This window comes from Microbacterium sp. MYb62 (genome assembly GCF_002979475.1).
Taxonomy (GTDB): domain Bacteria; phylum Actinomycetota; class Actinomycetes; order Actinomycetales; family Microbacteriaceae; genus Microbacterium.
The window spans coordinates 1-22,966 of record NZ_PCOY01000014.1 but is presented as its reverse complement, the minus strand read 5'-3'; the positions used below and the strand labels follow the sequence as shown (position 1 = coordinate 22,966).

Below are 22,966 nucleotides of genomic sequence, written 5' to 3'. Positions count from 1 at the left end.
GGGCGCGCCGATGCTCCGGTGCGCCCCTTCCCGATCGCCCTACTGGCGCGAGCCGATCTCGTCGATCGGACGCGTGCGCATCGTCGCGGTCGTCCCGACCCACATCGCCACCAGGGCCAGCGCACCCATCGCCCCCACGATCGCCAGCGAGCCGACCACCGGCAGCGCAGGAAGCGGCTGTCCCGAGATGCCCATGCTGACGCCGATGAGCGGAGGGATGGCCACGACGACGCCGAACACCATGGCGATCACCGCGACGAGCGCGGCCTCGATCCGCATCATGGACCGGACCTGCCCGCGCGACGAGCCGATCAGCTGCAGCAGCGCCAGTTCGCGCGAGCGCTCGCCTGTCGCCATCACGAGCGTGTTCACCACGGCGATCGCGATGTAGCCGAGGATCACCAGCAGCGCGACGAGGTTCACCCACCCCTGCTGCGACTGCGCACCCGCGCCGGCGGCCTCCTGCCCGGATCCGTCGCCCACGAGCAGGCCGCGTTCGCTCAACGCCGCACGGACCTCGTTCGTCATGCCCTCCTCGACCGCCACGAGCGCGAAGGCGTCGAGACCGGCCGTGGTGTGGGCCCTGACCGCATCGGCGGCCATGGTGAGGTCGCCGAAGCCGAGACCGCGCTCGTACACCGCGACCACCGTGGCCTCGAGAGGCGAGCCGTCGCCGAGGCGCCCGACGACCGTGCCGCCGATGCCCACCCCGAGACTCTGCGCGGCGTCCGTGCTCACCGCGACCGTGTTGACACCGTCGAGGTCTGCGAGCGTGCCCTCGCGCACACGCAGGTCGAGACTCTGCGCGACGGCGCCGGGATCGATGCCCTGGAGCACATGCTCCGTGCGCTCGATCTTGCCCTCGAGGTCGTGCGAATCGAGCACGGCCGCGCTCAGCGCGACCCCCGAAGCCTCGGTCACACCCGGCGTCGAGCGGATCGCGTCGAGCGCTTCCGTGGCGAGGCCGGTCGGCGCCGTCACCCGCAGCTCGGCGATGACGCCGGCCTGAGCCTGCGTCGCCGCCTCCGCCGCGATGATCGACGGCGCCCCGATCTGCACGAGCCCCAGACCGATCCCGAGAGCGATCGGCAGGATCGCCGATGCCAGGCGCCGGCTGTTCGCCGCGCCGTTCGCCGAGGCGAGGAAGCCCGCCGCAGACAGCCGACGCAGCACCGCGCCGAGCAGTCGGACGCTCAGCGACACCAGCCAGGGGCCGAGGACGGCGAGGGCGATGATCAGCAGCATCGCCGCTCCGGCCGCCGCACCGGCGGCGATCTGCCCGCGCACCACGAGCGGCACGGTCGAGACGGAGATCCCCGCGGCGGCGAGGACGATGCCGGTGATGATGCGCGGCAGACCGATCGCCGGAGTGCCCGTCGCCGACTCGCGCAGCGCCTCGATCGGGTCGAGCTTGGCGACCCGCGCGGCCGCGATGCGCGCCGCACCCCAGGCGGAGGCGAGGACGAGCAGCACCGCTCCGACCGCGGGGAGGGGCCCGACGGCCAGGGCGAAGTCGCCGGGGATCACTCCCCCGGCGACGAAGGCCGACTGCAGCACGGTCGACAACAGGTATCCGGGAACGATGCCGAGCAGCACCGCGACCGCCGCGACCCACAGCACCTCGCGGGCGACGAGGGAATGCACCTGGGACGGACTCGCCCCGACGGCCCGCAGCAGCGCGTAGTCGCGACGGCGCGACTGCACCGACAACGACAGGGTGCCGGAAACGATGAACATCGCCACGAGGATGCAGGTGCCGACGAACGCACTGCCGATGGCCACGAGCGTGGACCGTGCCGCACCCGAGTCGAGGAACTCGACGTCGCCGCGGGCGTCGCCGGTGCGGGCGGTCAGGGTCGGGAAGGCCTCGCGGATCGCGGTCGCCGTCTGCTCGGGGTCCGCCCCGGAGGCGAACACTCCGAGAGCCTGCGCGGCGCCATCGCGCGGATCGAGCTGCTCGATGCGCTGCGCGCTGAGGAACACGTGCGTGGCTCGCTCCGGCGCCACCGGCGCCGCGACCTCACCGACCACGTGGTACTCCGACGGGATGCCGCCGTGCGCCAGGACGACCGTGTCGCCCACGGCGTGACCGCTGCCTGCGGTGACGACGACTTCGTCGGTTGCCGCGGGATCCCTCCCGTCACGCAGCGCGAACCCGGTCAGCGCGGTGGCCTCCCAGGGATGCGCCTCCACCATGGCCGCACCGACGGCACCGGCATCCGCGTCGGCACCGGCATCCGCATCCGTCGTGTGCAGGGCGAGGGGAACCGTGACGTCGACGACGACGCGGTCGACTCCGGGGAGGGCGGCGATGTCGCGGACAGCGGTGGCAGGCAGCGGCACCCTCTCCCGCAGCGGAACCGGAAGGTCCTCCGGCACATCCACCTGCTGCGGCGCACCCACGACCACATCGGCCGCGGCGTAGCGCTCGGGCGCCAGCCCTCCGCGCATGCCGGATTCGACGAGCACTCCGAGGCCCGTCACCAGCGCGCTCGCGACGAACACCGCGACCGCCACGCCGACGAAGCTGCCGCGGTGGTGGCGGAGATCCGCCCCGACGATTCGGCCCAGGCCGAGCGGCCCCGACATCACCACTCCCCCAATGCGCTCATACGGTCGTTGATCTGTGCGGGGTCGGCGCCGTCGAGGTATCCCGCGAAGGCCCCGTCGGCGAGGAAGATCACCCGATCGGCGTGCGAGGCGACCACGGGGTCGTGCGTCACCACCACGACCGTCTGATTCAGCTCCCGCGCCGTGTGCGCGAGCAGGTCGAGCACCTGCTTGCCCGATCGCGAGTCGAGGGCACCGGTCGGCTCGTCGCCGAACACGACGTGCGGCCGGGTGACGAGAGCGCGCGCGATCGCCACCCGCTGCTGCTGACCGCCGGAGAGCTCGGACGGGCGCCGGTGACGGTACTCGGTGAGACCCACGGCGTCCAACAGGAAGTCGAGCCACTGCGTCTCGAGCCGTCGACCGCCGAGACGCAGCGGCAGAGTGATGTTGTCCTCCACGTTCAGCGCCGGCAGCAGATTGTAGGCCTGGAACACGAAGCCCACATGGTCGCGACGGAAGGCTGTGAGCTGTCGCGCCTTCATCTTCGAGATCTCGGTCCCGCCCAGGCGCACGGTCCCGCTGCTCGGCCGGTCGAGTCCAGCGGCACTGTGCAGCAGGGTGCTCTTGCCCGACCCGGAGGGGCCCATGATCGCGGTGAAGGTGCCCTTCGCGATGGCGAGATCCACGCCCCGCAGAGCGGTGACGCGGCTGGCACCGGAGCCGTAGGTCTTGACGACGGACTGCAGCCGCAGCGCTTCGGAGGGCCGTGCGTCGACGGCCGGGGCGAGTGGTGTGGAGGTCATGATTCGACGCTAGGGACGGGCCGTTCGGCCTCCCATCCCGCCTCCTGCCGCATCGATGGTGGTGCTGGCTATACCGTGCCGTCGCGACCGCTCGGGCAGACTGTGAGAGTGAAGGACGGATGGTGGCGTCGCTGGCTGCGCGCGTGGGGATACCTGGCCGTCGAGGCCGGAGTCTCGATCGCCTCCGTGGTGTTCCTCTGCCTGGGAATCGTCCTGCTCCCCTTCATGATCCTCACCGGCGGCGTGCTGCTGATGCCCGAGGTCGTGCAGGGCCTGCACCGGTGGACGGATGTGAATCGTCGCCGGGTCGGCGCGTACCGGGGTGAGGTGCTGGCGCCGATCGGCCAGGTGCTCCCGTCGGCCTCGACCATCGACGCCCGCCGGCGCTTCGCGCTCTCGCGCGCCACCGGCCGCGACGTGCTGTGGCTGGCGGTGCAGGGTCTTCCCGTGCTGTTCGTCTCCCTGTTGACGATCTCGCTCCCCCTCGCCGCGGTCAACACGCTGGCGGTCACCTACTACTGGCAGTTCGTTCCGGCCGATGACCCGGTGGGCTCGCCCTATCCGGTCACATCGTGGGAACTCGCGGCGACCCAGCCGCTGGTCGCACTCGGATACGCGATCCTGTCGGTGTTCCTCATCCCCGCCGTCGCGCGCCTGGTGTCGTTCGTGTCGGCGAAGCTGCTCGCCACCCCCGAGAAATCACGCCTGGCCGCACGCGTCGATGCCCTGACCCTCAGCCGTGCCGCCGCGCTCGACGCCCACGCGGCCGAGCTGCGCCGCATCGAGCGCGACCTGCACGACGGCGCGCAGAACCGCCTGGTGAACGTCGTGATGATGCTCGGGATCGCGGAGCGCGCCCAGGAGACCGGCGGCGATGTGCTCGAACCGCTGCGGCGAGCGCAGGATGCCGCGACCGATGCCCTCGCCGGGCTTCGCCGCACGGTGCACGACATCTATCCGCCGATCCTCGACGAGCTCGGGCTGGAAGGGGCGCTGGCATCGCTGGCCGGGCGCAGCGGCGTGCCCTGCACGATCGAGGCGAGCGAGATCGGGCGGGTGCCGGCGGCCGTCGAGTCGGCCGGCTACTTCGTCGTGGCGGAGGCCCTGACGAACGTCAGCAAGTACAGCGAGGCGACGCGCGCCGCGGTGCGGGTCGCGCGCGAGGGCGAAGTGCTCCTCATCACGGTCGAGGACGACGGCGTGGGTGGAGCGATCGAGCGCCCCGGCGGCGGTGTCGCCGGCATACGCCGCCGCATCGAGGTCTTCGAGGGTGTGCTGAAGCTGACGAGCCCGGTCGGCGGACCCACCATCCTGAGAGCGGAGCTGCCATGCGGATCGTGATCGCCGAAGACGACACCCTGCTTCGGGAAGGGCTGGCCCTGCTGCTGCGCAGTGAGGGATTCGACGTGGTGGCGGCCGTCGACAACGCCGAGGGTTTCCTCGCGCGGCTCGACGAGGCCGATGCCGCGGTCGTCGATGTGCGGATGCCGCCCACCTTCACGAGCGAAGGGCTCAAGGCCGCAGCCGAGGCGCGTGCCCGCCGCCCCGGGTTCCCCGTGCTCGTGCTGTCGGCGTACGTGGAGGACCGCTATGCCGGTGAGCTGCTGGCGGCCGGAGCCGACGGACTCGGCTACCTGCTCAAGGAGCGCGTCGGCAAGGTCGCTTCGTTCGTCGACGCCCTGCACCGCGTGGCCGCCGGCGGCACGGTGATGGACCCCGAGGTCATCTCGCAGCTGATGAGCCGCCGTCGTGCCGACGACCCGGTGCAGACCCTCACGCCCCGCGAGCGCGAGGTACTCGGGCTGATGGCCGAAGGCCTCGACAACGGCACCATCGCCGGGCGGCTCTTCGTGACCGAGACCGCGGTGAGCAAGCACATCGGCAACATCTTCGCCAAGCTCGGCCTCGCCTCCAGCGACAGCGGGCACCGGCGCGTGCTCGCCGTGCTCGCGTACCTGCGCAGCTGACCGGCATCCGCACTGGTGCTGCGGCGCCGGATGCTGCCAAGCTGACCTGGATGAAACGCTCCGCAAAGATCACCACTGCCGCCGTCGCCGCCGTCGTCGTCGCCGGCGTGGTCGCACTCGCTGCCCCGGCGATGATCGACGCGCTGCCGCGGGTGTCCGCCCCCACGGAGCAGGCGACTCCTCCGGCTGCCGGGCACGACGATGCAGCGGAGCGCACGATCGTTCCCGCTTCCGGCCCTGGCGACTGCACCAGCAGTGCGCGGATCGAGATCGGGAGCGATGACGGCTCCGTGATGCATGCGGCACTCCGGGGCGATCTCGTCGAGATGGGAGCCTCGGCGTTGGCGAACGGTGTCGTGACCCGCGATGCGGAGGGGGAGATCTTCTCCTACGAAGTCGCACCCGGTGACAGCCTCATCGCCATCGGCGAGCGCTTCTGCGTCGACTACGTCACCGTCGGCAGCTTCAACCACGTCCGCGGTGCCGAGACGATCAGCCCGGGTGACATCCTCTACCTTCGTCCGGACCCGACGATCCCGTTCGTCGACCCGTACTCGCCGTACAACGCTGAGCCCGGCTCCTCCACCATCCCCTACTACGACGGCGTGGCGGCGTTCTCGACCGCCGTCACCACCGCAGACCTGGGTGCCGCGCGGTGGCTGTGGCAGCGTCTGGAGAAGGACATGCCTCCGGAGACGGCCGCCGTCATCACCCAGGCCTTGAGCAACGAAGACCTGTCGCTGCTCCGCCGGATGTTCCCGTAACAGCGCGCTCCCGCACTGCCGCTCCGTCGGCGGTCATTCCCGCGCGCCGGGAAGTCCCTTCTTCCGCGAGACCCCTCGGTCGCGCCGAGGCCCATCGGGCGGGCGCATGCGGCGGTGGGTTCAGGTGCGCGCAAGGGGTCTCGCACCCTTCTGGAAAAAGTTTGGTATTCGGTGTTGCTAAGTACCGGTACTCAGTGTTACTTTGTACCGGTACCCAGCAACACTGAGTACCAACCGAAACGAAAGGAGGACCTGATGGGCAAGCAGATGACCGAGATGCTCAAGGGCACTCTGGAGGGCATCGTTCTGGCCCTCCTCGCCGAGCAGCCGGCATACGGGTACGAGATCACCACACGCATCCGCGACCACGGGTTCACCGACATCGCCGAGGGCACGATCTACGCACTCCTCGTGCGCATCGAGCAGAAGAACCTCGTCGACGTCGAGAAGGTCCCGAGCGAGAAGGGGCCGCCCCGCAAGGTGTACACCCTCAACGCGCAGGGCCGGCAGGAGCTCGAGGAGTTCTGGAAGACCTGGGACTTCCTCGCGCAGCACATCGCACAGCTGAACAAGACCAACACCGACAGCACACGCAACACGGACAACAAGGAGAACTGACCATGGCCGCAAAGTGGATCGAAGCAATCACCGGATCGCTCGAGGAGAAGAAGCAGTACAAGCAGGCCCAGGCCCGCATCAACGCCCTGCCCGAGCCGTACCGCGAGGTCGCGAAGGCGCAGCAGCGCTACAACATGTACTACGGCGGCGTCACCGACGGCGACACCATCGTGCAGATGTTCCTCGACATCGCTGATCTGTGGGAGCGCGCCGCCATCGACGGCACGCCGGTCAGCGCGATCGTCGGCGACGACCCCGTCGAGTTCGCCGAGAACTACGCAGCGGCGTACGGCGGACGGCAGTGGATCGACAAGGAGCGCGCGCGCCTCATCAAGGCGTTCGACGACGCGAAGAAGAAGGAGAACGAGTCATGACGAACCCCGCCATCTCGGTGCGCGGCATCGAGAAGTCCTACAAAGATCTGCACGTGCTGCGCGGCGTCGACTTCGAGGTCGAGAAGGGCAGCATCTTCGCCCTCCTCGGCTCGAACGGCGCCGGCAAGACCACCATGGTGCGCATCCTCTCCACCCTGCTGAGGGCAGACGCCGGCACGGCGACCGTGCAGGGTGTGGATGTCGCCGCGAACCCGGTCGGCGTGCGCGAGCTGATCAGCCTCACCGGGCAGTTCGCCGCGGTCGACGAGATCCTCACCGGACGCGAGAACCTCGTGCTGGTCGCGAAGCTGCGGCACCTGCCAGACGCCGGAAAGATCGCCGACGACCTGCTGGCGACCTTCCGCCTGACGGATGCCGGTGGCCGCAAGGTCGGCACGTACTCCGGCGGCATGCGTCGCCGGCTCGACATCGCGATGAGCCTGGTCGGACACCCCGAGGTCATCTACCTGGACGAGCCGACCACTGGCCTTGACCCCGAAGCCCGCATCGAGGTGTGGGACGTGGTCAAGGAACTCGCGAACACCGGCACCACCGTGCTCCTGACCACTCAATACCTCGACGAGGCGGAGCAGCTGGCCGACCGCATCGCGATCCTGCACGAGGGCCGCATCATCGCCAACGGCACGCTCGCCGACCTGAAGAAGCTGCTTCCGGCCGCGAAGGTCGAGTACGTCGAGAAGCAGCCCACCCTCGAGGAGATCTTCCTCACCCTCATCGGCCCCCGGGCCTCGGAAAAGAAGGAGGACGCAGCATGACCACGCACTTCGCCGCCGACACGGCGACACTCACCGGCCGCTCCATGCGGCACATCTTCCGCAGCCCCGACACGATCATCACCACGGCGGTCACCCCGATCGCGCTGATGCTCCTGTTCGTGTACGTCTTCGGTGGTGCACTCCAGCAGAGCACCGGCACCGACAACTACGTGAACTACCTGCTCCCCGGCATCCTGCTCATCGCGATCGCATCCGGCATCGCCTACACGGCGTTCCGGCTGTTCACCGACATGCAGAGCGGCATCTTCGAGCGGTTCCACTCCATGCCGATCGCCCGATCGAGCGTGCTGTGGGCCCACGTGCTCACGTCACTGACGGCGAACGCCATCACCCTGGCGATCATCTTCGGCGTCGGCTTCCTGATGGGCTTCCGCACCGGGGCGAGCTTCTGGGCCTGGCTCGGAGTCATCGGCATCCTGATGCTGTTCACCCTGGCACTCACCTGGCTGGCGATCATCGCGGGCCTGAACGCCAAGACGGTCGACGGCGCGAGCGCGTTCTCGTACCCGCTGATCTTCCTGCCGTTCATCAGCTCGGCGTTCGTGCCGACCGACACCATGCCGGCTCCGGTGCAGTGGTTCGCCGACAACCAGCCGGTCACCTCGATCGTCAACACCATCCAGGCGCTGTTCGCCGAGAAGCCCGTCGACAACGACATCTGGGTCGCTCTCGCCTGGTGCGTCGGCATCCTCGTGGTCGCCTACGTGTTCGCGATCATCTCCTACCGGAAGAAGGTCAGCTGATCTTCGCCCAGCGAGACGGGACGCTCCGACCGGGTCATTCGACCCGGCCGGGGCGTTTCGCCGCGCTCGGCGGGCGGTCGGCCGAACCGCTCCACCCGAATCGCGCAAATGGTCCTCTTCGTGCGGCTTTCGGAACCATCTGCGCGATTCGAAGGATGGGCGAGCTCAGGCCTGCGGCAGCGCCGCGACGACGTCGATCTCGACCAGGATGTTCGCCAGCTGAGAGCCCACGGTCGTGCGCACGGGGTACGGCGCGGTGAAGAACTCCTCATAGGCCTCGTTGAACTCGGCGAAGTCGGCGAGATCCTGCAGGTGCACGGTCGACTTCACGACGTCGTCGGTGGTCAGCCCATGCACCGCGAGCACCTTCTGGATGTTCCGGAGCACCTGCCGGGTCTGATCGCCGACACTCTCGGGAACGGCATGGTCGTTCGCCGCGTCCTGCGGGCCGAAACCCGCCGTGTACAGGAATCCGTTCGCGACCACGCCGTGGCTGTAGGGGCCGGCGGGGGTTGGCGCCCCGTCTGCGTAGAATCCGGTCTTCGGCATCTTTCTTTCCTTTCGTTGACGATTCAGGTCTGGGGTGAGCGGCGGAGCCCGCGGCCCGGCAGGGCACCGGTCAGGCGGCCGTCGGCGAGAACGCGGATGCCGCCGACGAACACGTCGTCGATGCCCACACCGCGCCCGCGCGGGTTCTCGTAGGTGGCGGTATCGGCGACCGTCGCCGGGTCGACGATCACGAGGTCGGCGACCGCCCCGGCCATGACGGCGCCGCGGCGTCCGAGGCCGAAGCGCCGGGCGGGCAGCGTCGACAGGTGGCGCACTGCATCCGACCAGGTCCAGGTCGCCCGCTCGCGCACGTATTCGCGGAGGAACAGCGAGAACGAGCCGGCGGCACGTGGATGCGGATGGGCGCCGATGAAGATGCCGTCGGAGCCGCCCATGTGCCCGGGATGACCGAAGATGCGGGCGAGCACCGCGCCCGAGCGAGGGCTGCGCACCGCCATCACCGCGCTGCACTCCAGGCGGGAGGCGGCGAGCGCGTCGAGTGCGAAGTCGACCGGGGCGACGCCGGCGCGGGCGGCCGCCTCGCGCAGCGTGAGCCCGTGCGCCCACGCCCACTCGGGCGCGGCGAGGTGAGCGAGCGTGATCATGTCCGCCCACTCCGGGCCGAGGCTGGCGCTGCGTTCCGCCCGCAGGGTGCAGAGCTCGCGCAGCTCGGCACGGCGTGACGGATCCGCGATCACCGCGACCGCCTCCGCCTCGGGCAGCGCCGATACCTCTGCTGGGAGCAGCGGCATGCCCAGCAGCGTGCAGCCGCGGGTGTAGGGGTAGGCGTCGAAGGTCGCATCCACGCCGGCGGCATCCAGCGCATCGAGCTGATCCAGCACGATGTCGGCGTCGGCGTGGAAGTGCGAGATGTGGACGGGCAGCGCCGCCCCCGCACCTCGGGCGGTCAGGCGGGCGATCTCAGCGATCTCCCCGGTGCCGGCGGCGGTGTTCGCCTCGTACCCTCCGCGCATGTGCGTCACGTACACGCCTCCGGCTTCCGCGACCGGCTCGCAGAGGGCGGCGATCTCGGCGGCGTCCTGGAAGATGCCAGGCGTGTAGTCCAGGCCGGTCGAGAGGCCGAGGGCGCCGTCGGCCATCCCCTGCGCGACGAGCTCCTGCATGCGCCGGCGCTCCTCGTCGGATGCGGGGCCGCCCTTCCGGCCGCACACCTCGAAGCGCACGGTGCCCGCCGGCACGAGATAGCCCGCGTTCACGGCCGAGATTCCGTCGACGGATGCCAGATAGGCGTCCACACCTCCGCCCCGATAGGTGGGGTGCGTCCCGTTGATGGCGGCGAAGTACTCGGAGGCGTACTCGCCGTTGCCCGGCGCGTACGACACACCATCCTGGCCGGCGATGACGGTGGTGACGCCCTGCCTCAGCAGTGTCAGCGCGACATCCGGGTCGCCCAGCAGGCCGTCGGTGTGGGAGTGCGCGTCGATGAAACCGGGAAGCACCAGGCGGTCGGAGACGTCGAGCACCTCGTCGCCGGGACGGGCGTCGACATGGCCCACCTCCGCGACGAGCCCGTCCTTGATCGCGACGTCGGCGCGCACGAGCCCCGTCGCATCGACGACGGAACCGCCGCGCAGCACTACCCGGTTCTTCACGGCACCCTCAGAAGTAGGTGCGGACGAGGGCGATGACCACGTCGGAGTCGGCGGATTCGACGACCGGCAGCACGCGCCACTTGTCGAAGGCGGTGCACGGATGCGACAGTCCGAGACGCACCACCGTGCCGATCGCGAGAGGCTGCTCCGACCGCAGATAGGAGTGCTGATCGTTCATCGCCGAGACCTCGCCGAGCAGCGGCTGCCAGGGGCCCGCGACTCCGGTGGACCAGGAGCGCGGGATCGGGAGGCCTTCGTCGTAGGGCAGATCCCTCTTCCCGGCGTCGACGAGCGCCAGTCCGGGCTCCGGCGCCGACACGACGCGAGCGATCCCATGCATCGCGTTCACGAAACGCGGGGTGGCCTCCGGGTGCGCGGCGCCCTCGTCGAAAGGCGAGATGCCGCGGTAGAACCCGTCGTCGTGCACGATGTAGGCGCCGGAGCGGAGGACGAAACGCGTGCGGCCATCCCGCACGGCCGTTCCCCAGACATCGGCGACGACGTCGAAGTACGCGCTGCCCCCGGCGGTCACGAAGAGTTCGCCCCCGTCGTAGAGCGGTGCGATCGCGGTGTGCAGTTCGAGTTGCGACTCCAGGTACGCGCGGACGGCGGCGAGAGCTGCGGCGGAGCGATCGTGCGCGAGGCTCCCCTCGTATCCGGCCACCCCGGCGAGGCGCAGCACCGACGATGCGGCGATGCGCTCAGCCACGCGCACGGCCTTCTCGATCGACCGCGCACCGGTGCGACCGCCCGCGCCGCCGAGCTCGACGCAGACATCGACCGGACGCGGAGTCCCGGTGGAGAGCAGAGCCTCCTCCATCGCCTCGACCGTCGCGATCGAGTCGGCCCAGCTCACGAACCGGAAATCCGGATCCGCCAGCTCCTGCGCCAGCCAGGCGAGCGCAGGCCGATCGACGGCGGCGTTCGCGAGCATCACCGAGTCGACGCCCAGATCGCGGGCGGTGCGCACCTGCCCCATGGTCGCGAACGTGATGCCGAGCGCTCCGGCCTCCGTCTGCCGCTTCCACAGCGCGGGCGCCATGGTGGTCTTGCCGTGCGGCATGAGGTCGAGACCTCGCTCGGCGCACCACTGCGCCATCGTGGCGACGTTCGCCGTCATCGCCGCGTCATCGAGCATGATCAGCGGAGTCCAGAACCCGTCGAGCCGTGGTTCCGAGGCGAGGAATTGCTCCGCGGTCAGACCCGCCGCGCGCATGGGCAGGCCCTTGTCGCGTGCGGTGAGGAGTTCGGCATCCATCTGCGTCATCGTGAGGCACCCGTCTCGACCGGAGCATTCGTGCGCAGCTCATGCAAACGCCCGGCGCCTTCGACATCGGGTTGGATCGACGCGACCAGCGTGGCGATCACACCGATCACCGAGATGACGGCCGCGTAGATGACGACCGGCCAGAAGGCGCCTCCCGCGGCCGCCACCAGCGCCGTGCAGATGAGCGGAGCGAGGCCGCCACCGAGGGTGTTGGAGAACTGGTAGCCGATGTTGACGCCGGTGGTGCGCGCCTCCGGGTCGAACATCTCCACGAGCATCGTCGAGAGCGTCGCCTGCATCGCGACGCCGAACACGACGAATCCGAGGATCTGACCGAGCCAGATCAGCCACATGTTGCCGGTGTCGAACATCATGAAAGCCGGGTAGACCATGGCCGCGAAACCGAGGCAGCCGATGATGTAGACCGTTCGACGCCCGATGCGGTCGGAGATCGCTCCCCACAGCGGGGCGACGACGATCTGCAGCAGCCCCACGAGCATGGTGCCGGCGAAGCCGATCCACGCGGGGATGTTCTTGTCCGCCAGCATGTACGCGAGACCGTAGGTGAGCACGACATAGCCGGCGATCGACTGGGGCAGCCCGATCAGGATGCCCATGATCGCATTCTTCGGGTGCCGGAACGCCTCGACGAGTGGGTTGGGCTTCTTGCCCGTGGTGGCCAGGAGCAGCGTCTGGGTCTCAGTGAAGGCGTCGGACTCCTCGAGCTGCCGACGGAGCACGATCGCGGCGATCGCGAGCACGATCGAGAACACGAACGGGATGCGCCAGCCCCACTGCAGGAACCAGGACTCGGGAGTGAGCCCCAGTCCCGCCATCAGGCCGCCCGACACCACGTTGGCGATGCCCGCGCCGCTGATGAGGAACGCGCCGTAGAGCCCGCGCTTGCCGGTCGGGGCGGCTTCGACGACCATCGTGGCCGCGCCGCCCATCTCACCGCCGACGAAGAAGCCCTGGCAGAGCCTAAAGAACAGCAGCAGGAGCGGCGCGGCGACCCCGATCATCTGGTCGGAGGGGATGAGCCCGATGCCGGTGGTCGCGAGTCCCATGCCGATGACCGTGCTCATCAGCACGACCTTGCGGCCCTTGCGGTCTCCGACGATGCCCCAGATGATCCCTCCGACCGGACGGAGGAAGAACCCGACGGCGAACGTCGCGAACGACGACAACTGCGCGATGACGGGATCGTTCGAGGAGAAGAAGACCGCAGGGAACACCGCCGCTGCGGCGAGACCGTACAGGTAGTAGTCGTAGTACTCGATGAGCGTTCCGATCGCACCACCGGCGATCGTCTTGCGCTGCTTCGGGGTCAGACCAGATGAGGCGACAGTGGCCATCCGGGGCTCCTTGCTCGGTTGATGCGCGCCCGCATCCGTTGCGGTCGGCCTCGACGGATCGTCGGGGCGTGGATAAACTAACAGCGAAATAGACAATCTGTCTATCCCCCGTATTTTTTGTACGCCTGTATCGTTGCCCCCGGATGGGAGTCACAGAATGCCGACATCGACGACACCAGAGAACGCGGTCGCAGCCCTGGCCGACGACCTCGCGCGGGAGACGTACGAGAGTGCCGAAGAGATCCTCCGCCTCTATCGACCGGTGCTGCGCGCCCTCGCCACGGCGGCGGGGCCCACCGTCGAGGTCGTGCTCCACAACCTCGACGGCACCGACGTCGACCTCGGCCACACGATCATGGCCATCGAGAACGGGCACGTCACCGGGCGAGCCGTCGGCGGACCGTCGACCTCGCTCGGCCTGGACGTGCTGAAGGACAGGCGGGGGAACCACGACGCCTTCGGATACACCGGGTACACCAGCGACGGGCGGGAACTCCGCTGCTCCTCGGTCTACTTCCACAATGGCGCGGGCGACATCATCGCGTCGCTGTGCGTGAACGTCGACCTCAGCCCCCTGCTGCTCGCCCGCAAGACACTCGACGCGCTCCTGCCCTCGCCCGTGCCCGCGGACGCTCCGAAAGAGCACTTCGGAGCCGACCTCGTGTCGGTGATGGATTCCATGATCACCGAGGCCATCGGCGAGATCGGGCGGCCGCTTGCGAGCATGTCGCGCGACGACAAGATCACGGTGCTGGAGCGGCTGGATCAGCGCGGAGCCACGCAGATGCGCAAGTCCGTGGAGGCCATCGCGAAGCGGCTCGGCATCTCACGGGTGACCGCCTATTCGTACCTCGACGAGGCCAGAACACGATGACCAGAACACGATGACGGAAGAACGATGACGGGAACAGGGATCACGATGGACAACTCCGGCTTCGACGAGCTCTTCGGCGGCACGCGCCTGATGGCGATCCTGCGCGGCATGGGGGCGGAGCGGAGTCTCGCGGTGTCGACCACCGCGTGGGACCTCGGGATCGACGTCGTCGAACTCCCCATCCAGACCGCGGCCGACGTCGAGGCGCTGCGCGTGGTCGCCGCCGCCGGACGCGAGCGCGGCAAGGTCGTCGGCGCCGGCACCGTCGTGTCGGTCGAGCATGTCACCCAGGCGGTCTCCGCCGGCGCCTCGTTCACGGTCAGCCCCGGGCTCGACCTCGACGTCGTGCGTGCCTCGCAGGAGGCCGGGCTGCTCAGCCTCCCCGGCGTCGCCACGGCGAGCGAGGTGCAGTCCGCCCTGACGGCAGGACTCACCTGGCTCAAGGCCTTCCCCGCCTCGGTGCTCGGTCCGCAGTGGCTCACGGCGATGAACGGTCCCTTCCCCCAGGCGCGATTCGTGACCACGGGTGGCATGAACGCGGCCAACGCGGGCGAATACCTCGACGCCGGCGCCCACGTGGTCGCCGTCGGCTCGGCACTCGAGGATCCCGCTCAGCTGCCGCAGCTCGCCGCGATCCTCGGCGCACCTCGGCCATGAGCCGTCTCGGTGCGCGGCTCGCGTACGTCGACGCGCGCCTGGACTACGAGATCGACGCGGTCGCCGCGCACGATGCCGTGGCAGCGAGCGAGGCGGTGCTGGTCGACACGCGGCGCCTGGAGTCCTGGCAGCACGGCCACATCGCCGGTGCACGGCATCTACCCAAGACCGAGGTCGCATCCGGACTCGAGACGCTCCCCCGCGACCGCACGCTCATCGTCTACGGCTGGGGCCCGGGGTGCAACGGCGCGACGTCGACCGCGCGCGTGCTGCTCGCCGCCGGCCTCGATGTGCGCGAGCTGCTCGGCGGGTACGAATACTGGGTCCGCAACGGGTTCGAGGTCGAGTCGGCCGGGGTCGTCTCCCGCCAGCAGCCCGACCCTCTGGTGACCGCCGAGGCCTGACACTGCCGCGTGCGTGGTCACGTCGGGCGGACTTCTCCGCGCGGGGCGGAGGCTTTCGCCGCGAGGCTCCTCCCGAAGGGGAGGACTCCTCCCGAAAGCACCCGCCTCACCGCAGCCCGAACGGGCCGAGCACCACGCGGCGGCGGGTCCGCACCCACACCACACCGTCGGCGCGCTTCTCCGCACGTGTGGCGAAGCGGTAGCGGTACGACACGGCGCGCACCCACCGGGGCTGCTGGCCCTCGAACGGGTCGGCGCGCAGCATCCGCAGTGTCGGAGCATCCGCTTCGAGCAGCCGCACCAGGAACGCCGTGAACCAGTCGTCGAACGAGTGCCCGAGCGGCAGGAACCACATCAGCCAGTCGAGGCGCAGGTGGTACGGAGCGAACTGCCGCGGCATCCGGCGCACGTCTCCGGGTTTGCCCTTGAACTCGTATTCGCGCCACTCCGCGCCCTCCTCGTCAGCCGAGCCTTCGACGACGATCTCGATGCGCTCCTTCGTGACCGTGCCGAAGGCGCCGTACGCGTTGGCGAGCTGCCAGCGGTTGAAGCTCGCGTTCATGAGCTGGCGCCGCGCGAAGAGATTGCGCATCGCCGGCACGCTCACCACGACGTAGAGCAGACCGACGGCCGAGGTGACCACCACCCAGTACAGGGGGATGCCGAAGAGGATCCAGGGCGCGTCGGTCGGCGGCACGTCCTCGGGCGACCCCACCCCCGACAATCCGATCGCCGAGAACGCGATCACCATCGTCGCCCCGTTCAACCACGCGAAGTTCCCCGTCACCACGAGCCACGCCTGCGTCAGGATCACGATGGATGCCGCCACCGCGCCGACGATCTGCGGCACCGGCCCCGCCACCCACAGCGACAGCAGCGGCGCGAAGAGGAAGAACGGCACCACGAGCTGTGCGAAATGATTGCCCACCACCTCGCCCCGGTGGAACCAGCGCGGCAGCAGATGCGCCTGCCGGCTCAGCGGACCCGGCATCGGCTGCGTCTCGTGGTGGGAGGTCATCGCCGTCAGGTCGCGCCACTCGCGCCCGCCGCGGATCTTGATCATCCCCGCGCCGAACTCCAACCGGAACACCAGCCACCAGAACAGCACGATCACCATCGTCGGCGGAGGCTGATCGTTCGACCCGAGGAATGCGGCGAGGAATCCCGATTCGAGCAGCAGCATCTCCCAGCCGAACGAGTAGAAGGTCTGCCCGATGCTGACGATCGACATGTATCCGAGCCACAGCACGAGGAAGCAGAGCATCGGCATCCACGGCGGACCCCACTGCGGGATGCCGATGACGAGAAGCGCCGCGACCACGATGCCGACCACACACAGCGCGACGAGCCGGCGGTCGGTGTAGCGGACGCGCGAGAACAGGGTCGGATGCAGCATCCGCCGCCGCTCCGCCTTCTGCCCGACCCACTCGAGGAGGGCCGGGGCGGGAAGCAGCCCGTGTTCGCCGAGAAGAGGTCGGAACTGGTTCAGGCTCGACACGAACGCGACGAGGTACAGCGCCGCGATGCCCCGCTGCAGCACCTCGCGCGCGAACCCGAAGTCGACCACCGCGAACCCGTCCACGGCCACAGGCTACGCCCGGGCTCGTCCGCACCGCAGGGGTTCGCCCTCTCACGGTCGCCATGCCCCGCCGTGATGCAGGCCGACACGCCAGATGTCGGACGCACTCAGGGAATGCGTCCGACATCTGGCGTGTCGGCGAACGAACGGACGGGTCGTGCAGACGGAGCACCCCCGGCCGTCAGACCGTCCGGAGGGCCGCCGTCGGGGAGAGCCGCGCGGCACTGACCGCGGGATACAGCCCTGCGATCACGCCGACCACCAGCGCCACGAAGGGCCCGCCGACGAGCACCACCAGGGGGATCGTCACCGCCTGCCCCTGGATCGACGCGTATGCGACGACCCCGAGCGCCCCGCAGATCACGCCGGCGATGCCCCCCAGGCCGCCGAGCACGATCGCCTCCGCCACGAACTGCCCCGCGATCTGCCCCGAACGGGCACCGAGGGCCCTCCTGAGCCCGATCTCGCCACGACGCTCCAGCACCGCCACCACCATCGTGTTGGCGATGCCGATCCCTCCGACCAGCAGAGCGATCGCCGCGAGCCCGACCGCAAGGCCGGACAGCGAGTCGTCGGCGGTGTCCCGTGCCCCGGCGAGCTCGCCGAGCGCGGTGACCTGCACATACGGCGACGAGGGGTTCGCCGCACGAGCGATCGCGTCGCGGACCTTCTCGCCCGTGCCGCCGTCGGCCATGCGCACGTAGATCGACGCGATGGTGTCATCACCCTTCGCCGATACGTGCTCGGCTGCCCAGCGATCGCCGAGGAACGCACTCGCGTCGATCGACTCGGCGAGACCGGCCGAGTCGAGGATCCCGATCACCGTGTACCACTGCTCTCCGATCCACACGCGCACCCCCGGCTCCGTGATGCCCATCCGCGCCGCCGCAGCTGCCCCGAGCACGGTCACCGGGAGCGAACGATCGGCCTCGTCGAACCATGACCCCTTCGCCACCGATCCCTCGACCGACGACAGGAAGTCCGGACTCGCCGCGAACGCGGTCAGCCCGTTGCCCTGACTCTTCGGCATGAGGTCGTTGCGGTACACACCGGTTCCCTCCGGCACCTTCTCCAGCACGCCGACCTGCTCGACCCCCGTGATCCGCTCGATCATCGCGGCCGCCGTCTCCGGAAGGGCGACCGGCTTGTTGTCGGGCCCGTAGCCGGGTTCCACGACGACCATGTTCGCCCCGAGAGCATCGAGTTTCGCCAGCAGCTCGGCCTGGTTCGACGCGGCGATGCCGGTGATGGACGTGAGCGCCGCGATGCCGACAGCGACACCGAGCGCCGACAGGGCCGTGCGCATCTTGCGACTCCGCGGGCCGATGAGAGCCGTGCGGATGCTGTCGGCGGCACTGAGCCGCGGCATCCGCTCTCCCCGGCGCCTCATGCGGCGACCTCCTCGCGCTCGCGCTGACCGGTGTCGCTCACGATCCGGCCGTCGTGGATGCTGACCTGTCGCTGGGTGCGCTCGGCGATGTGGGCGTCGTGCGTGATGATCACGACCGCCGTCCCCGAATCGGCGATCGAGGTGAGCAGTTCCAGGATGCGCTCGCCCGTCGTCGAGTCGAGCGCTCCGGTCGGCTCATCGGCGAACAGCACCGACGGATTCCCGACGATCGCCCGCGCGATCGCCACCCGCTGCTGCTCGCCGCCCGAGAGCTGGCCCGGCCGATGCTTCATCCGGGAGCCCAGGCCCACCCGTTCCAGGGCTGCCGCGGCACGCACGGTGCGCTCCGCCGCCGGTACGCCCGAATAGAGCAACCCGAGCGCGACGTTGTCGATCGCGCTCAGGGCCGGCAGCAGGAAGAACTGCTGGAACACGAACCCGATGCGGCGAGCGCGCAGAACCGCCCGCTCCCGTTCGGCGAGTGCCGCGGCATCCGTCCCGTCGATCAGCACGGTGCCGCTGGTGGGGTCGTCGAGCGTGCCCATGATCGAGAGCATCGTGCTCTTGCCCGATCCGGATGCGCCGACGACCGCGACCAGTTCGCCGCTCTCGATCGCGAGACTCATGCCGTGCAGCACCTGCAGCGGCGGGTTGCCGGGGTACTCCTTGACCACGTCGACGAGCTCGACGACCGTGTCGGGGGTCATTGCGCCACCACCACTTCGTCGCCCGCGGCGAGGTCTCCGCCGACCACCTGCACCTTGGTGTCGGCGATCAGGCCGACCTCCACCGACACGCGTTCGATCTCGCCGCCCTTGCGCACCACATCGACCGCATACCCGCCGTCGGTCGTCGCCACGAGGGCGGTGACCGGCACGACGAGCGCATCCTTGACCTCCGAGGTCGCGAACACGACCTTCACGGCGCGCAGTCCGATGCCCTCGGCGACGGCCGGGTCGTCGAACTCGACGTTCGCCGTGGCCGGAGTGGTCTCGCCCTCCTTGTCGGTCGGCTGACCGCCGGGGTCGACCGCGGTCACCGTCGCCGGCGTCTCAGTGCCGTCCGGAAGGATGACGGTCACGCGGGTCCCCGGCAGGATCTCACGCGCCTGGGCATCCGTGAGCTTGGCGACCACACGGAGAGTGGTGCTCGTGTAGGTCAGCGGGCTCGCCCCTGCGGGGTCGCCCAGCTGCGCCTTGACCGACTCGACGCGCACGGACGCCGCCGTGATCGCGACGACGTCGCCCAGTTTCACGACACCGTCCTTCGTGACACCGAGCGACTTCTGCCACGCCTTGACGTTGGTCTCGGTGACCGCCGTGAACTCGTCGTCCACCGTCATGTTCTTGCCGAACCCGAGGTCGGCGAGTGCCTGCTCCAGCTGACGCACATCGGGGCCGTTCTCGACGCCGATGCCCAGGTCGCGCCAGAAGGGTCGGTCGCCGCGCATCGCGATCACCGACTTCCCGTCGACTTCGTAGAGCGCCTGCCCCACGCCGATCACATCGCCGGCGGTCGGCAGGCGCGTGATGGTTCCCCCGCGACCGGGGAGTGCGATGGATGCCCCGTAGCTCAGGTTGCCGTTGAGCCGCAGGTCGGAGGTGAGCGTGGTGAGCTCGGCTTTCACCGTGACCGGCTTCTCGCCGTCGTCCGGCGTCTCGGCGACCGAGCTCCACGGCTGCAGCACCGCCAACGTCACCGCCGCGGCCACGAGCAGCACCCCGACCGGCAGCAGCACCTTGGTCAGCCGGCGGCTCATTCTTCACCCCCGGACGGCACGGTGGTCGCCGCCATCATGCCGCCCTCGAAGTACTCGCTCATCACGGAGTACCAGTCGAAGTCGGCGGCTTCGATGCTCTCCGCGGTGAACATCGGCGGCATGCCTTCACCGACGGACTCCGCGCACGCGTCGAGGAGGGTTCGCGCCTCATCCTCGGTGATCGCGACGGGCAGCACGAGCATGCCGTCTGCATCGGGGTCGGCGAAGTCCGTGAAGCCGTTCTTCCGGGCACACGCGGCGAACGCGAGTCCCGACTCGGCCAGCTCCTCGGGCGAGATCATCTGCGTCTGCGACCCTTCGCTGTCCGAGATGTCGGGCTCCGGCTGCGTGAATTCGGGGACATCCTCCTCGCACTTCTCCCACGCGGCTCGCTGTCCACCCTCCTCCGGGTAGCCGGAGGCCGCTGTCGATGCGAGCCAGGTGCCGTCCTCATCCGTGATGAACATCGAGAACGGCATCTCCTCTCCCTCGCCGAGCGACGCCGAACTGTCGCTCAGCGTGCCGATCCCTCCGTCCGCCGGCGCATCGGGCATCAGGAGACCCACCTGGCCGTCTTCGACGATCTTCGCCGTCTGCCCCTCATCGGTCAGACAGGTCACGAACCTCGCCGCGGCGGCATCGTTCGCGCCGTCCTTCGCCTTGTCGTCCCCGGAGGGGGCGCTGCACGCGGCGAGCGCGAAGAGCGCCACGACAGCGGGCATCGCCGCCAGTGAACGGCGTGCTTTCGAGTCGAACATGACTTTCCCTTTCTCGCGGTCGCAGCTCATCCACGACGTGCAGTCAGTTCTACGGATGCGATGGTTTGCTGTGGGTATGACGGCGCCTAACCGGAAACTAACCGCGGTGAGCGCACCCTCGGAGACGGGAGGTGCCATGCGACTGCTTCTGGTGGAGGACGAGGCCGACCTGGCCGACACGCTGGCCGACGGCCTGCGCCGCGAGGGATACCTCGTGGATGTGGCGCGCGACGGCGCCCATGCCCTGTCCGCGGCCGCATCCGCCGATGTGGACGTGATCGTGCTCGATCGCGACCTTCCGGTGCTGAGCGGCGACGCGGTGTGCCGCACGCTCGTCGCCCAGGAATACCCGGCGCGCATCCTCATGCTCACCGCTGCCGGGACCCTCAACGACCGGGTCGAAGGGCTCGACCTGGGCGCCGACGACTACCTCGCCAAACCGTTCGCCTACGTGGAGCTGCTAGCGCGCATCCGCGCCCTGGGCCGTCGTGGAGGTTCGGCGCGGGCGAGTGCGGTCCTGGAGCACGCGGGCGTGCGTCTGGACATCGTGCGGCGCATCGTGGAGCGTGACGGCACCCCGATCCGGCTCACCCTCAAGGAGTTCGGGGTGCTCGAGACGCTGCTCGCCGCGGAAGGCGGGTACGTCAGCGCGGACGACCTGCTCGACGAGGTGTGGGACGAGCCGCTGGAGCGCACTCGCGGCGTGGTCAAGATCGTGGTGCATACGCTGCGCCGCAAACTCGGGTCGCCGGAGGTCATCCAGTCCGCGGCGGGTCACGGCTATCGAGTGGGGACGACATGAGACGCATGAGCTTCCGAACCCGGCTGGTGATCATCATCGCCGGGGTGTTCATCGCGGCGGGTGCCGCGCTGCTCACCGTGCAGTACCTGGTGGTGCAGCAGCTGTTCGCCTCCGCGATCGACACGACCGCCGCGAGTTGCCTGCCCGCGCTCTGGGACACCCAGATCGCCGGGGGGACGAGCGCGCCCGACATCACGGATGTCGCACCCATCACCGAAGAGCCCGGCCTCCTGTACGGGACCACGAGCACCGGGTGCACCTACTTCGCCGAGACCGCCGACATCAGCGAGATCTGGTTCAGCCTCCCCACGGACACGACGTCGCTGGATGCGGTCGAGGGTGCGGTGCTGCAGCAGTCGACGTTCCTCGCCGATGAAGTCGGCGGCGGGCTGCTGCTGTGGTCGATCGTCGTGCTCGTGGGCTTCACCGGCGTCGCCGGCGCGATCGCGTTCTGGCTGGCGCGCCGTTCACTCGACCGCATCGGAGAGGTCACGGCCGCGGCGCGCGACATCTCGGAGCGCGACCTCGGGCGCCGCCTCGATCTTCCGGGTCCGGACGACGAGATCAAGGAGCTGGGCGACACGATCGACGGGATGCTCGACCGACTGCAGTCGGCGTTCACCGCGCAGGATCGCTTCGTGGCGAACGCCTCGCACGAGCTGCGCACCCCGCTGACGACCACCCGCACGGCCCTGGAGATCCCGCTCGAACAGGGTGCTGTGCCGGCGGATCTGCAGGCCAACATGCGGCGCGCCCTGCGCGCCACGGAGCAGAGCGAACGTCTCATCACGGCGCTGCTCGCCCTCGCTCGCGCCCGCACCGGCCTGGAAGAGGTCGAACCCGTCGAGCTGAGCGGACTCATCCAGGAGGAGATCGACGACCTCGACGCCCAGGAGATCGCGGTGCACACGAACCTCCGCGAACTCACCGTGCAGGGCGACACGGTCCTGCTGTCTAGGGCGGTGCGCAACCTGCTCGAGAATGGCATCCGCCACAACGTGCCGGAGGGCGAGCTCTGGGTGCGCTGTCGACGCGAGCGCGGGCGCGCGATCGTCGAGGTCGAGAACACCGGGACCCCGATCGCCCCCGCGACCCTGGAGCTGCTCACCGAGCCGTTCTATCGCGGCGATGCGAGTCGCACGTCGGCCGGCCCCGACGGCACCGGCCTGGGCCTCGCGATCGTGCAGAGCGTCGCGAAGACCCACGCGGGTGAGGTGCGCCTCCGCGCACGCAAGGGCGGCGGCCTGATCGCCGCGATCGTCCTCCCGCTCTGACGCCGCCGTCCTACTTTCTCCGCCTTCCGGCTGACGCCGCCGTACTGCCCCTCCCCAGACCGCCCC

23 protein-coding genes are annotated in these 22,966 nt (G+C 69.6%); 12 read left to right on the top strand and 11 right to left on the bottom strand.

The genetic code is table 11. The features are described from left to right. Positions 1–39 precede the first annotated feature (39 nt). Together CQ042_RS13775 and CQ042_RS13770 are read right to left on the bottom strand one after the other, a co-directional pair. Positions 40–2,589 carry an ABC transporter permease gene (locus CQ042_RS13775; RefSeq protein ID WP_105671022.1) on the bottom strand — a complete coding sequence of 850 codons (2,550 nt, stop codon included), beginning with the start codon at positions 2,587–2,589 and terminating at the stop codon, positions 40–42. Next, positions 2,589–3,356 (bottom strand): ABC transporter ATP-binding protein, encoded by a 768-nt coding sequence (locus CQ042_RS13770; protein ID WP_105671021.1) that lies wholly within the window; start codon positions 3,354–3,356, stop codon positions 2,589–2,591. Before CQ042_RS13770 ends, CQ042_RS13775 begins: the two co-directional genes overlap by 1 nt. A 108-nt stretch (positions 3,357–3,464) precedes the next feature. On the opposite strand from CQ042_RS13770, the gene CQ042_RS13765 reads away from it, so the two are divergent. From CQ042_RS13765 to CQ042_RS13735, 7 genes are all read left to right on the top strand, one after another. Further along, a complete protein-coding gene (locus tag CQ042_RS13765) occupies positions 3,465–4,697 on the top strand; it encodes a sensor histidine kinase (RefSeq protein WP_105671020.1) in 1,233 nt (410 codons plus the stop codon). Beyond that, the gene (locus tag CQ042_RS13760; protein ID WP_105671019.1) at positions 4,685–5,323 is read left to right on the top strand and encodes a response regulator transcription factor; all 639 of its coding nucleotides are present in this window, start codon (positions 4,685–4,687) and stop codon (positions 5,321–5,323) included. Before CQ042_RS13765 ends, CQ042_RS13760 begins: the two co-directional genes overlap by 13 nt. Before the next feature lie 50 nt (positions 5,324–5,373). Next, positions 5,374–6,087, top strand: coding sequence for a LysM domain-containing protein (locus tag CQ042_RS13755; protein ID WP_105671018.1), 714 nt, complete (start codon positions 5,374–5,376; stop codon positions 6,085–6,087). Between the two features lie 255 nt (positions 6,088–6,342). After that, positions 6,343–6,705: a PadR family transcriptional regulator gene (locus CQ042_RS13750; protein WP_105671017.1), complete on the top strand. Its 363-nt coding sequence runs from the start codon at positions 6,343–6,345 to the stop codon at positions 6,703–6,705. A gap of 2 nt (positions 6,706–6,707) precedes the next feature. After that, entirely contained in the window at positions 6,708–7,079 is a 372-nt protein-coding gene (locus CQ042_RS13745) for a DUF1048 domain-containing protein (protein WP_105671016.1), read from the top strand. Continuing rightward, the gene (locus CQ042_RS13740) at positions 7,076–7,855 is read left to right on the top strand and encodes an ABC transporter ATP-binding protein (RefSeq protein WP_105671015.1); all 780 of its coding nucleotides are present in this window, start codon (positions 7,076–7,078) and stop codon (positions 7,853–7,855) included. Before CQ042_RS13745 ends, CQ042_RS13740 begins: the two co-directional genes overlap by 4 nt. After that, the gene (locus CQ042_RS13735; protein WP_105671014.1) at positions 7,852–8,619 is read left to right on the top strand and encodes an ABC transporter permease; all 768 of its coding nucleotides are present in this window, start codon (positions 7,852–7,854) and stop codon (positions 8,617–8,619) included. The genes CQ042_RS13740 and CQ042_RS13735 overlap by 4 nt, the downstream gene beginning before the upstream one ends. 165 nt (positions 8,620–8,784) lie before the next feature. Here the strand turns inward: CQ042_RS13735 and CQ042_RS13730 are convergent, their stop codons facing one another. The 4 genes from CQ042_RS13730 to CQ042_RS13715 are packed head-to-tail and all read right to left on the bottom strand — an operon-like array spanning position 8,785 to position 13,403. Continuing rightward, positions 8,785–9,168 carry a RidA family protein gene (locus tag CQ042_RS13730; protein WP_105527066.1) on the bottom strand — a complete coding sequence of 128 codons (384 nt, stop codon included), beginning with the start codon at positions 9,166–9,168 and terminating at the stop codon, positions 8,785–8,787. Between the two features lie 23 nt (positions 9,169–9,191). Next, positions 9,192–10,781, bottom strand: a complete 1,590-nt coding sequence (locus tag CQ042_RS13725; RefSeq protein ID WP_105671013.1) for an amidohydrolase family protein — start codon at positions 10,779–10,781, stop codon at positions 9,192–9,194. Between the two features lie 7 nt (positions 10,782–10,788). Beyond that, positions 10,789–12,039, bottom strand: a complete 1,251-nt coding sequence (locus tag CQ042_RS13720) for an alanine racemase (protein WP_105671075.1) — start codon at positions 12,037–12,039, stop codon at positions 10,789–10,791. Between the two features lie 5 nt (positions 12,040–12,044). Continuing rightward, the gene (locus tag CQ042_RS13715) at positions 12,045–13,403 is read right to left on the bottom strand and encodes an MFS transporter (protein ID WP_105671012.1); all 1,359 of its coding nucleotides are present in this window, start codon (positions 13,401–13,403) and stop codon (positions 12,045–12,047) included. Between the two features lie 157 nt (positions 13,404–13,560). Here CQ042_RS13715 and CQ042_RS13710 point away from each other — a divergent pair, with 157 nt between their 5' ends. The 3 genes from CQ042_RS13710 to CQ042_RS13700 are packed head-to-tail and all read left to right on the top strand — an operon-like array spanning position 13,561 to position 15,338. Beyond that, positions 13,561–14,277 (top strand): transcriptional regulator, encoded by a 717-nt coding sequence (locus CQ042_RS13710; protein ID WP_105671011.1) that lies wholly within the window; start codon positions 13,561–13,563, stop codon positions 14,275–14,277. Between the two features lie 24 nt (positions 14,278–14,301). Then, on the top strand, positions 14,302–14,934 hold the full coding sequence (locus tag CQ042_RS13705) for a bifunctional 4-hydroxy-2-oxoglutarate aldolase/2-dehydro-3-deoxy-phosphogluconate aldolase (RefSeq protein ID WP_258132252.1): 633 nt from the start codon (positions 14,302–14,304) through the stop codon (positions 14,932–14,934). Next, a complete protein-coding gene (locus tag CQ042_RS13700) occupies positions 14,931–15,338 on the top strand; it encodes a rhodanese-like domain-containing protein (protein ID WP_105671010.1) in 408 nt (135 codons plus the stop codon). Before CQ042_RS13705 ends, CQ042_RS13700 begins: the two co-directional genes overlap by 4 nt. A 106-nt stretch (positions 15,339–15,444) precedes the next feature. Here CQ042_RS13700 and CQ042_RS13695 read toward each other — a convergent pair whose 3' ends face one another. From CQ042_RS13695 to CQ042_RS13675, 5 genes are all read right to left on the bottom strand, one after another. Continuing rightward, positions 15,445–16,920 carry a lipase maturation factor family protein gene (locus CQ042_RS13695; protein ID WP_105671073.1) on the bottom strand — a complete coding sequence of 492 codons (1,476 nt, stop codon included), beginning with the start codon at positions 16,918–16,920 and terminating at the stop codon, positions 15,445–15,447. Positions 16,921–17,098: 178 nt separating this feature from the next. Then, the gene (locus tag CQ042_RS13690) at positions 17,099–18,307 is read right to left on the bottom strand and encodes an ABC transporter permease (protein WP_105671009.1); all 1,209 of its coding nucleotides are present in this window, start codon (positions 18,305–18,307) and stop codon (positions 17,099–17,101) included. Then, positions 18,304–19,014, bottom strand: a complete 711-nt coding sequence (locus tag CQ042_RS13685) for an ABC transporter ATP-binding protein (RefSeq protein WP_105671008.1) — start codon at positions 19,012–19,014, stop codon at positions 18,304–18,306. The genes CQ042_RS13690 and CQ042_RS13685 overlap by 4 nt, the downstream gene beginning before the upstream one ends. After that, on the bottom strand, positions 19,011–20,066 hold the full coding sequence (locus CQ042_RS13680; RefSeq protein ID WP_105671007.1) for a peptidoglycan-binding protein: 1,056 nt from the start codon (positions 20,064–20,066) through the stop codon (positions 19,011–19,013). The genes CQ042_RS13685 and CQ042_RS13680 overlap by 4 nt, the downstream gene beginning before the upstream one ends. Further along, the gene (locus CQ042_RS13675; protein WP_105671006.1) at positions 20,063–20,824 is read right to left on the bottom strand and encodes a hypothetical protein; all 762 of its coding nucleotides are present in this window, start codon (positions 20,822–20,824) and stop codon (positions 20,063–20,065) included. Before CQ042_RS13675 ends, CQ042_RS13680 begins: the two co-directional genes overlap by 4 nt. 136 nt (positions 20,825–20,960) lie before the next feature. Here CQ042_RS13675 and CQ042_RS13670 point away from each other — a divergent pair, with 136 nt between their 5' ends. Together CQ042_RS13670 and CQ042_RS13665 are read left to right on the top strand one after the other, a co-directional pair. Then, complete coding sequence (locus CQ042_RS13670; RefSeq protein ID WP_105671005.1) at positions 20,961–21,626, top strand: response regulator transcription factor; 666 nt, start codon at positions 20,961–20,963, stop codon at positions 21,624–21,626. A 5-nt stretch (positions 21,627–21,631) separates the two neighbouring features. Next, positions 21,632–22,900 (top strand): cell wall metabolism sensor histidine kinase WalK, encoded by a 1,269-nt coding sequence (locus CQ042_RS13665; protein WP_181157573.1) that lies wholly within the window; start codon positions 21,632–21,634, stop codon positions 22,898–22,900. The last annotated feature ends 66 nt before the right edge of the window (positions 22,901–22,966 follow it).

Coding starts and splice junctions, on each gene's coding strand:
- CQ042_RS13735 (WP_105671014.1), top strand. CDS start 7,852: ATGACCACGCACTTCGCCGCCGACACGGCGACACTCACCGGCCGCTCC.
- CQ042_RS13710 (WP_105671011.1), top strand. CDS start 13,561: ATGCCGACATCGACGACACCAGAGAACGCGGTCGCAGCCCTGGCCGAC.
- CQ042_RS13715 (WP_105671012.1), bottom strand. CDS start 13,403: ATGGCCACTGTCGCCTCATCTGGTCTGACCCCGAAGCAGCGCAAGACG.
- CQ042_RS13700 (WP_105671010.1), top strand. CDS start 14,931: ATGAGCCGTCTCGGTGCGCGGCTCGCGTACGTCGACGCGCGCCTGGAC.
- CQ042_RS13730 (WP_105527066.1), bottom strand. CDS start 9,168: ATGCCGAAGACCGGATTCTACGCAGACGGGGCGCCAACCCCCGCCGGC.
- CQ042_RS13755 (WP_105671018.1), top strand. CDS start 5,374: ATGAAACGCTCCGCAAAGATCACCACTGCCGCCGTCGCCGCCGTCGTC.
- CQ042_RS13750 (WP_105671017.1), top strand. CDS start 6,343: ATGGGCAAGCAGATGACCGAGATGCTCAAGGGCACTCTGGAGGGCATC.
- CQ042_RS13675 (WP_105671006.1), bottom strand. CDS start 20,824: ATGTTCGACTCGAAAGCACGCCGTTCACTGGCGGCGATGCCCGCTGTC.
- CQ042_RS13705 (WP_258132252.1), top strand. CDS start 14,302: ATGACGGGAACAGGGATCACGATGGACAACTCCGGCTTCGACGAGCTC.
- CQ042_RS13740 (WP_105671015.1), top strand. CDS start 7,076: ATGACGAACCCCGCCATCTCGGTGCGCGGCATCGAGAAGTCCTACAAA.
- CQ042_RS13685 (WP_105671008.1), bottom strand. CDS start 19,014: ATGACCCCCGACACGGTCGTCGAGCTCGTCGACGTGGTCAAGGAGTAC.
- CQ042_RS13775 (WP_105671022.1), bottom strand. CDS start 2,589: ATGTCGGGGCCGCTCGGCCTGGGCCGAATCGTCGGGGCGGATCTCCGC.
- CQ042_RS13745 (WP_105671016.1), top strand. CDS start 6,708: ATGGCCGCAAAGTGGATCGAAGCAATCACCGGATCGCTCGAGGAGAAG.
- CQ042_RS13720 (WP_105671075.1), bottom strand. CDS start 12,039: ATGGATGCCGAACTCCTCACCGCACGCGACAAGGGCCTGCCCATGCGC.
- CQ042_RS13670 (WP_105671005.1), top strand. CDS start 20,961: ATGCGACTGCTTCTGGTGGAGGACGAGGCCGACCTGGCCGACACGCTG.
- CQ042_RS13665 (WP_181157573.1), top strand. CDS start 21,632: ATGAGCTTCCGAACCCGGCTGGTGATCATCATCGCCGGGGTGTTCATC.
- CQ042_RS13760 (WP_105671019.1), top strand. CDS start 4,685: ATGCGGATCGTGATCGCCGAAGACGACACCCTGCTTCGGGAAGGGCTG.
- CQ042_RS13690 (WP_105671009.1), bottom strand. CDS start 18,307: ATGAGGCGCCGGGGAGAGCGGATGCCGCGGCTCAGTGCCGCCGACAGC.
- CQ042_RS13770 (WP_105671021.1), bottom strand. CDS start 3,356: ATGACCTCCACACCACTCGCCCCGGCCGTCGACGCACGGCCCTCCGAA.
- CQ042_RS13680 (WP_105671007.1), bottom strand. CDS start 20,066: ATGAGCCGCCGGCTGACCAAGGTGCTGCTGCCGGTCGGGGTGCTGCTC.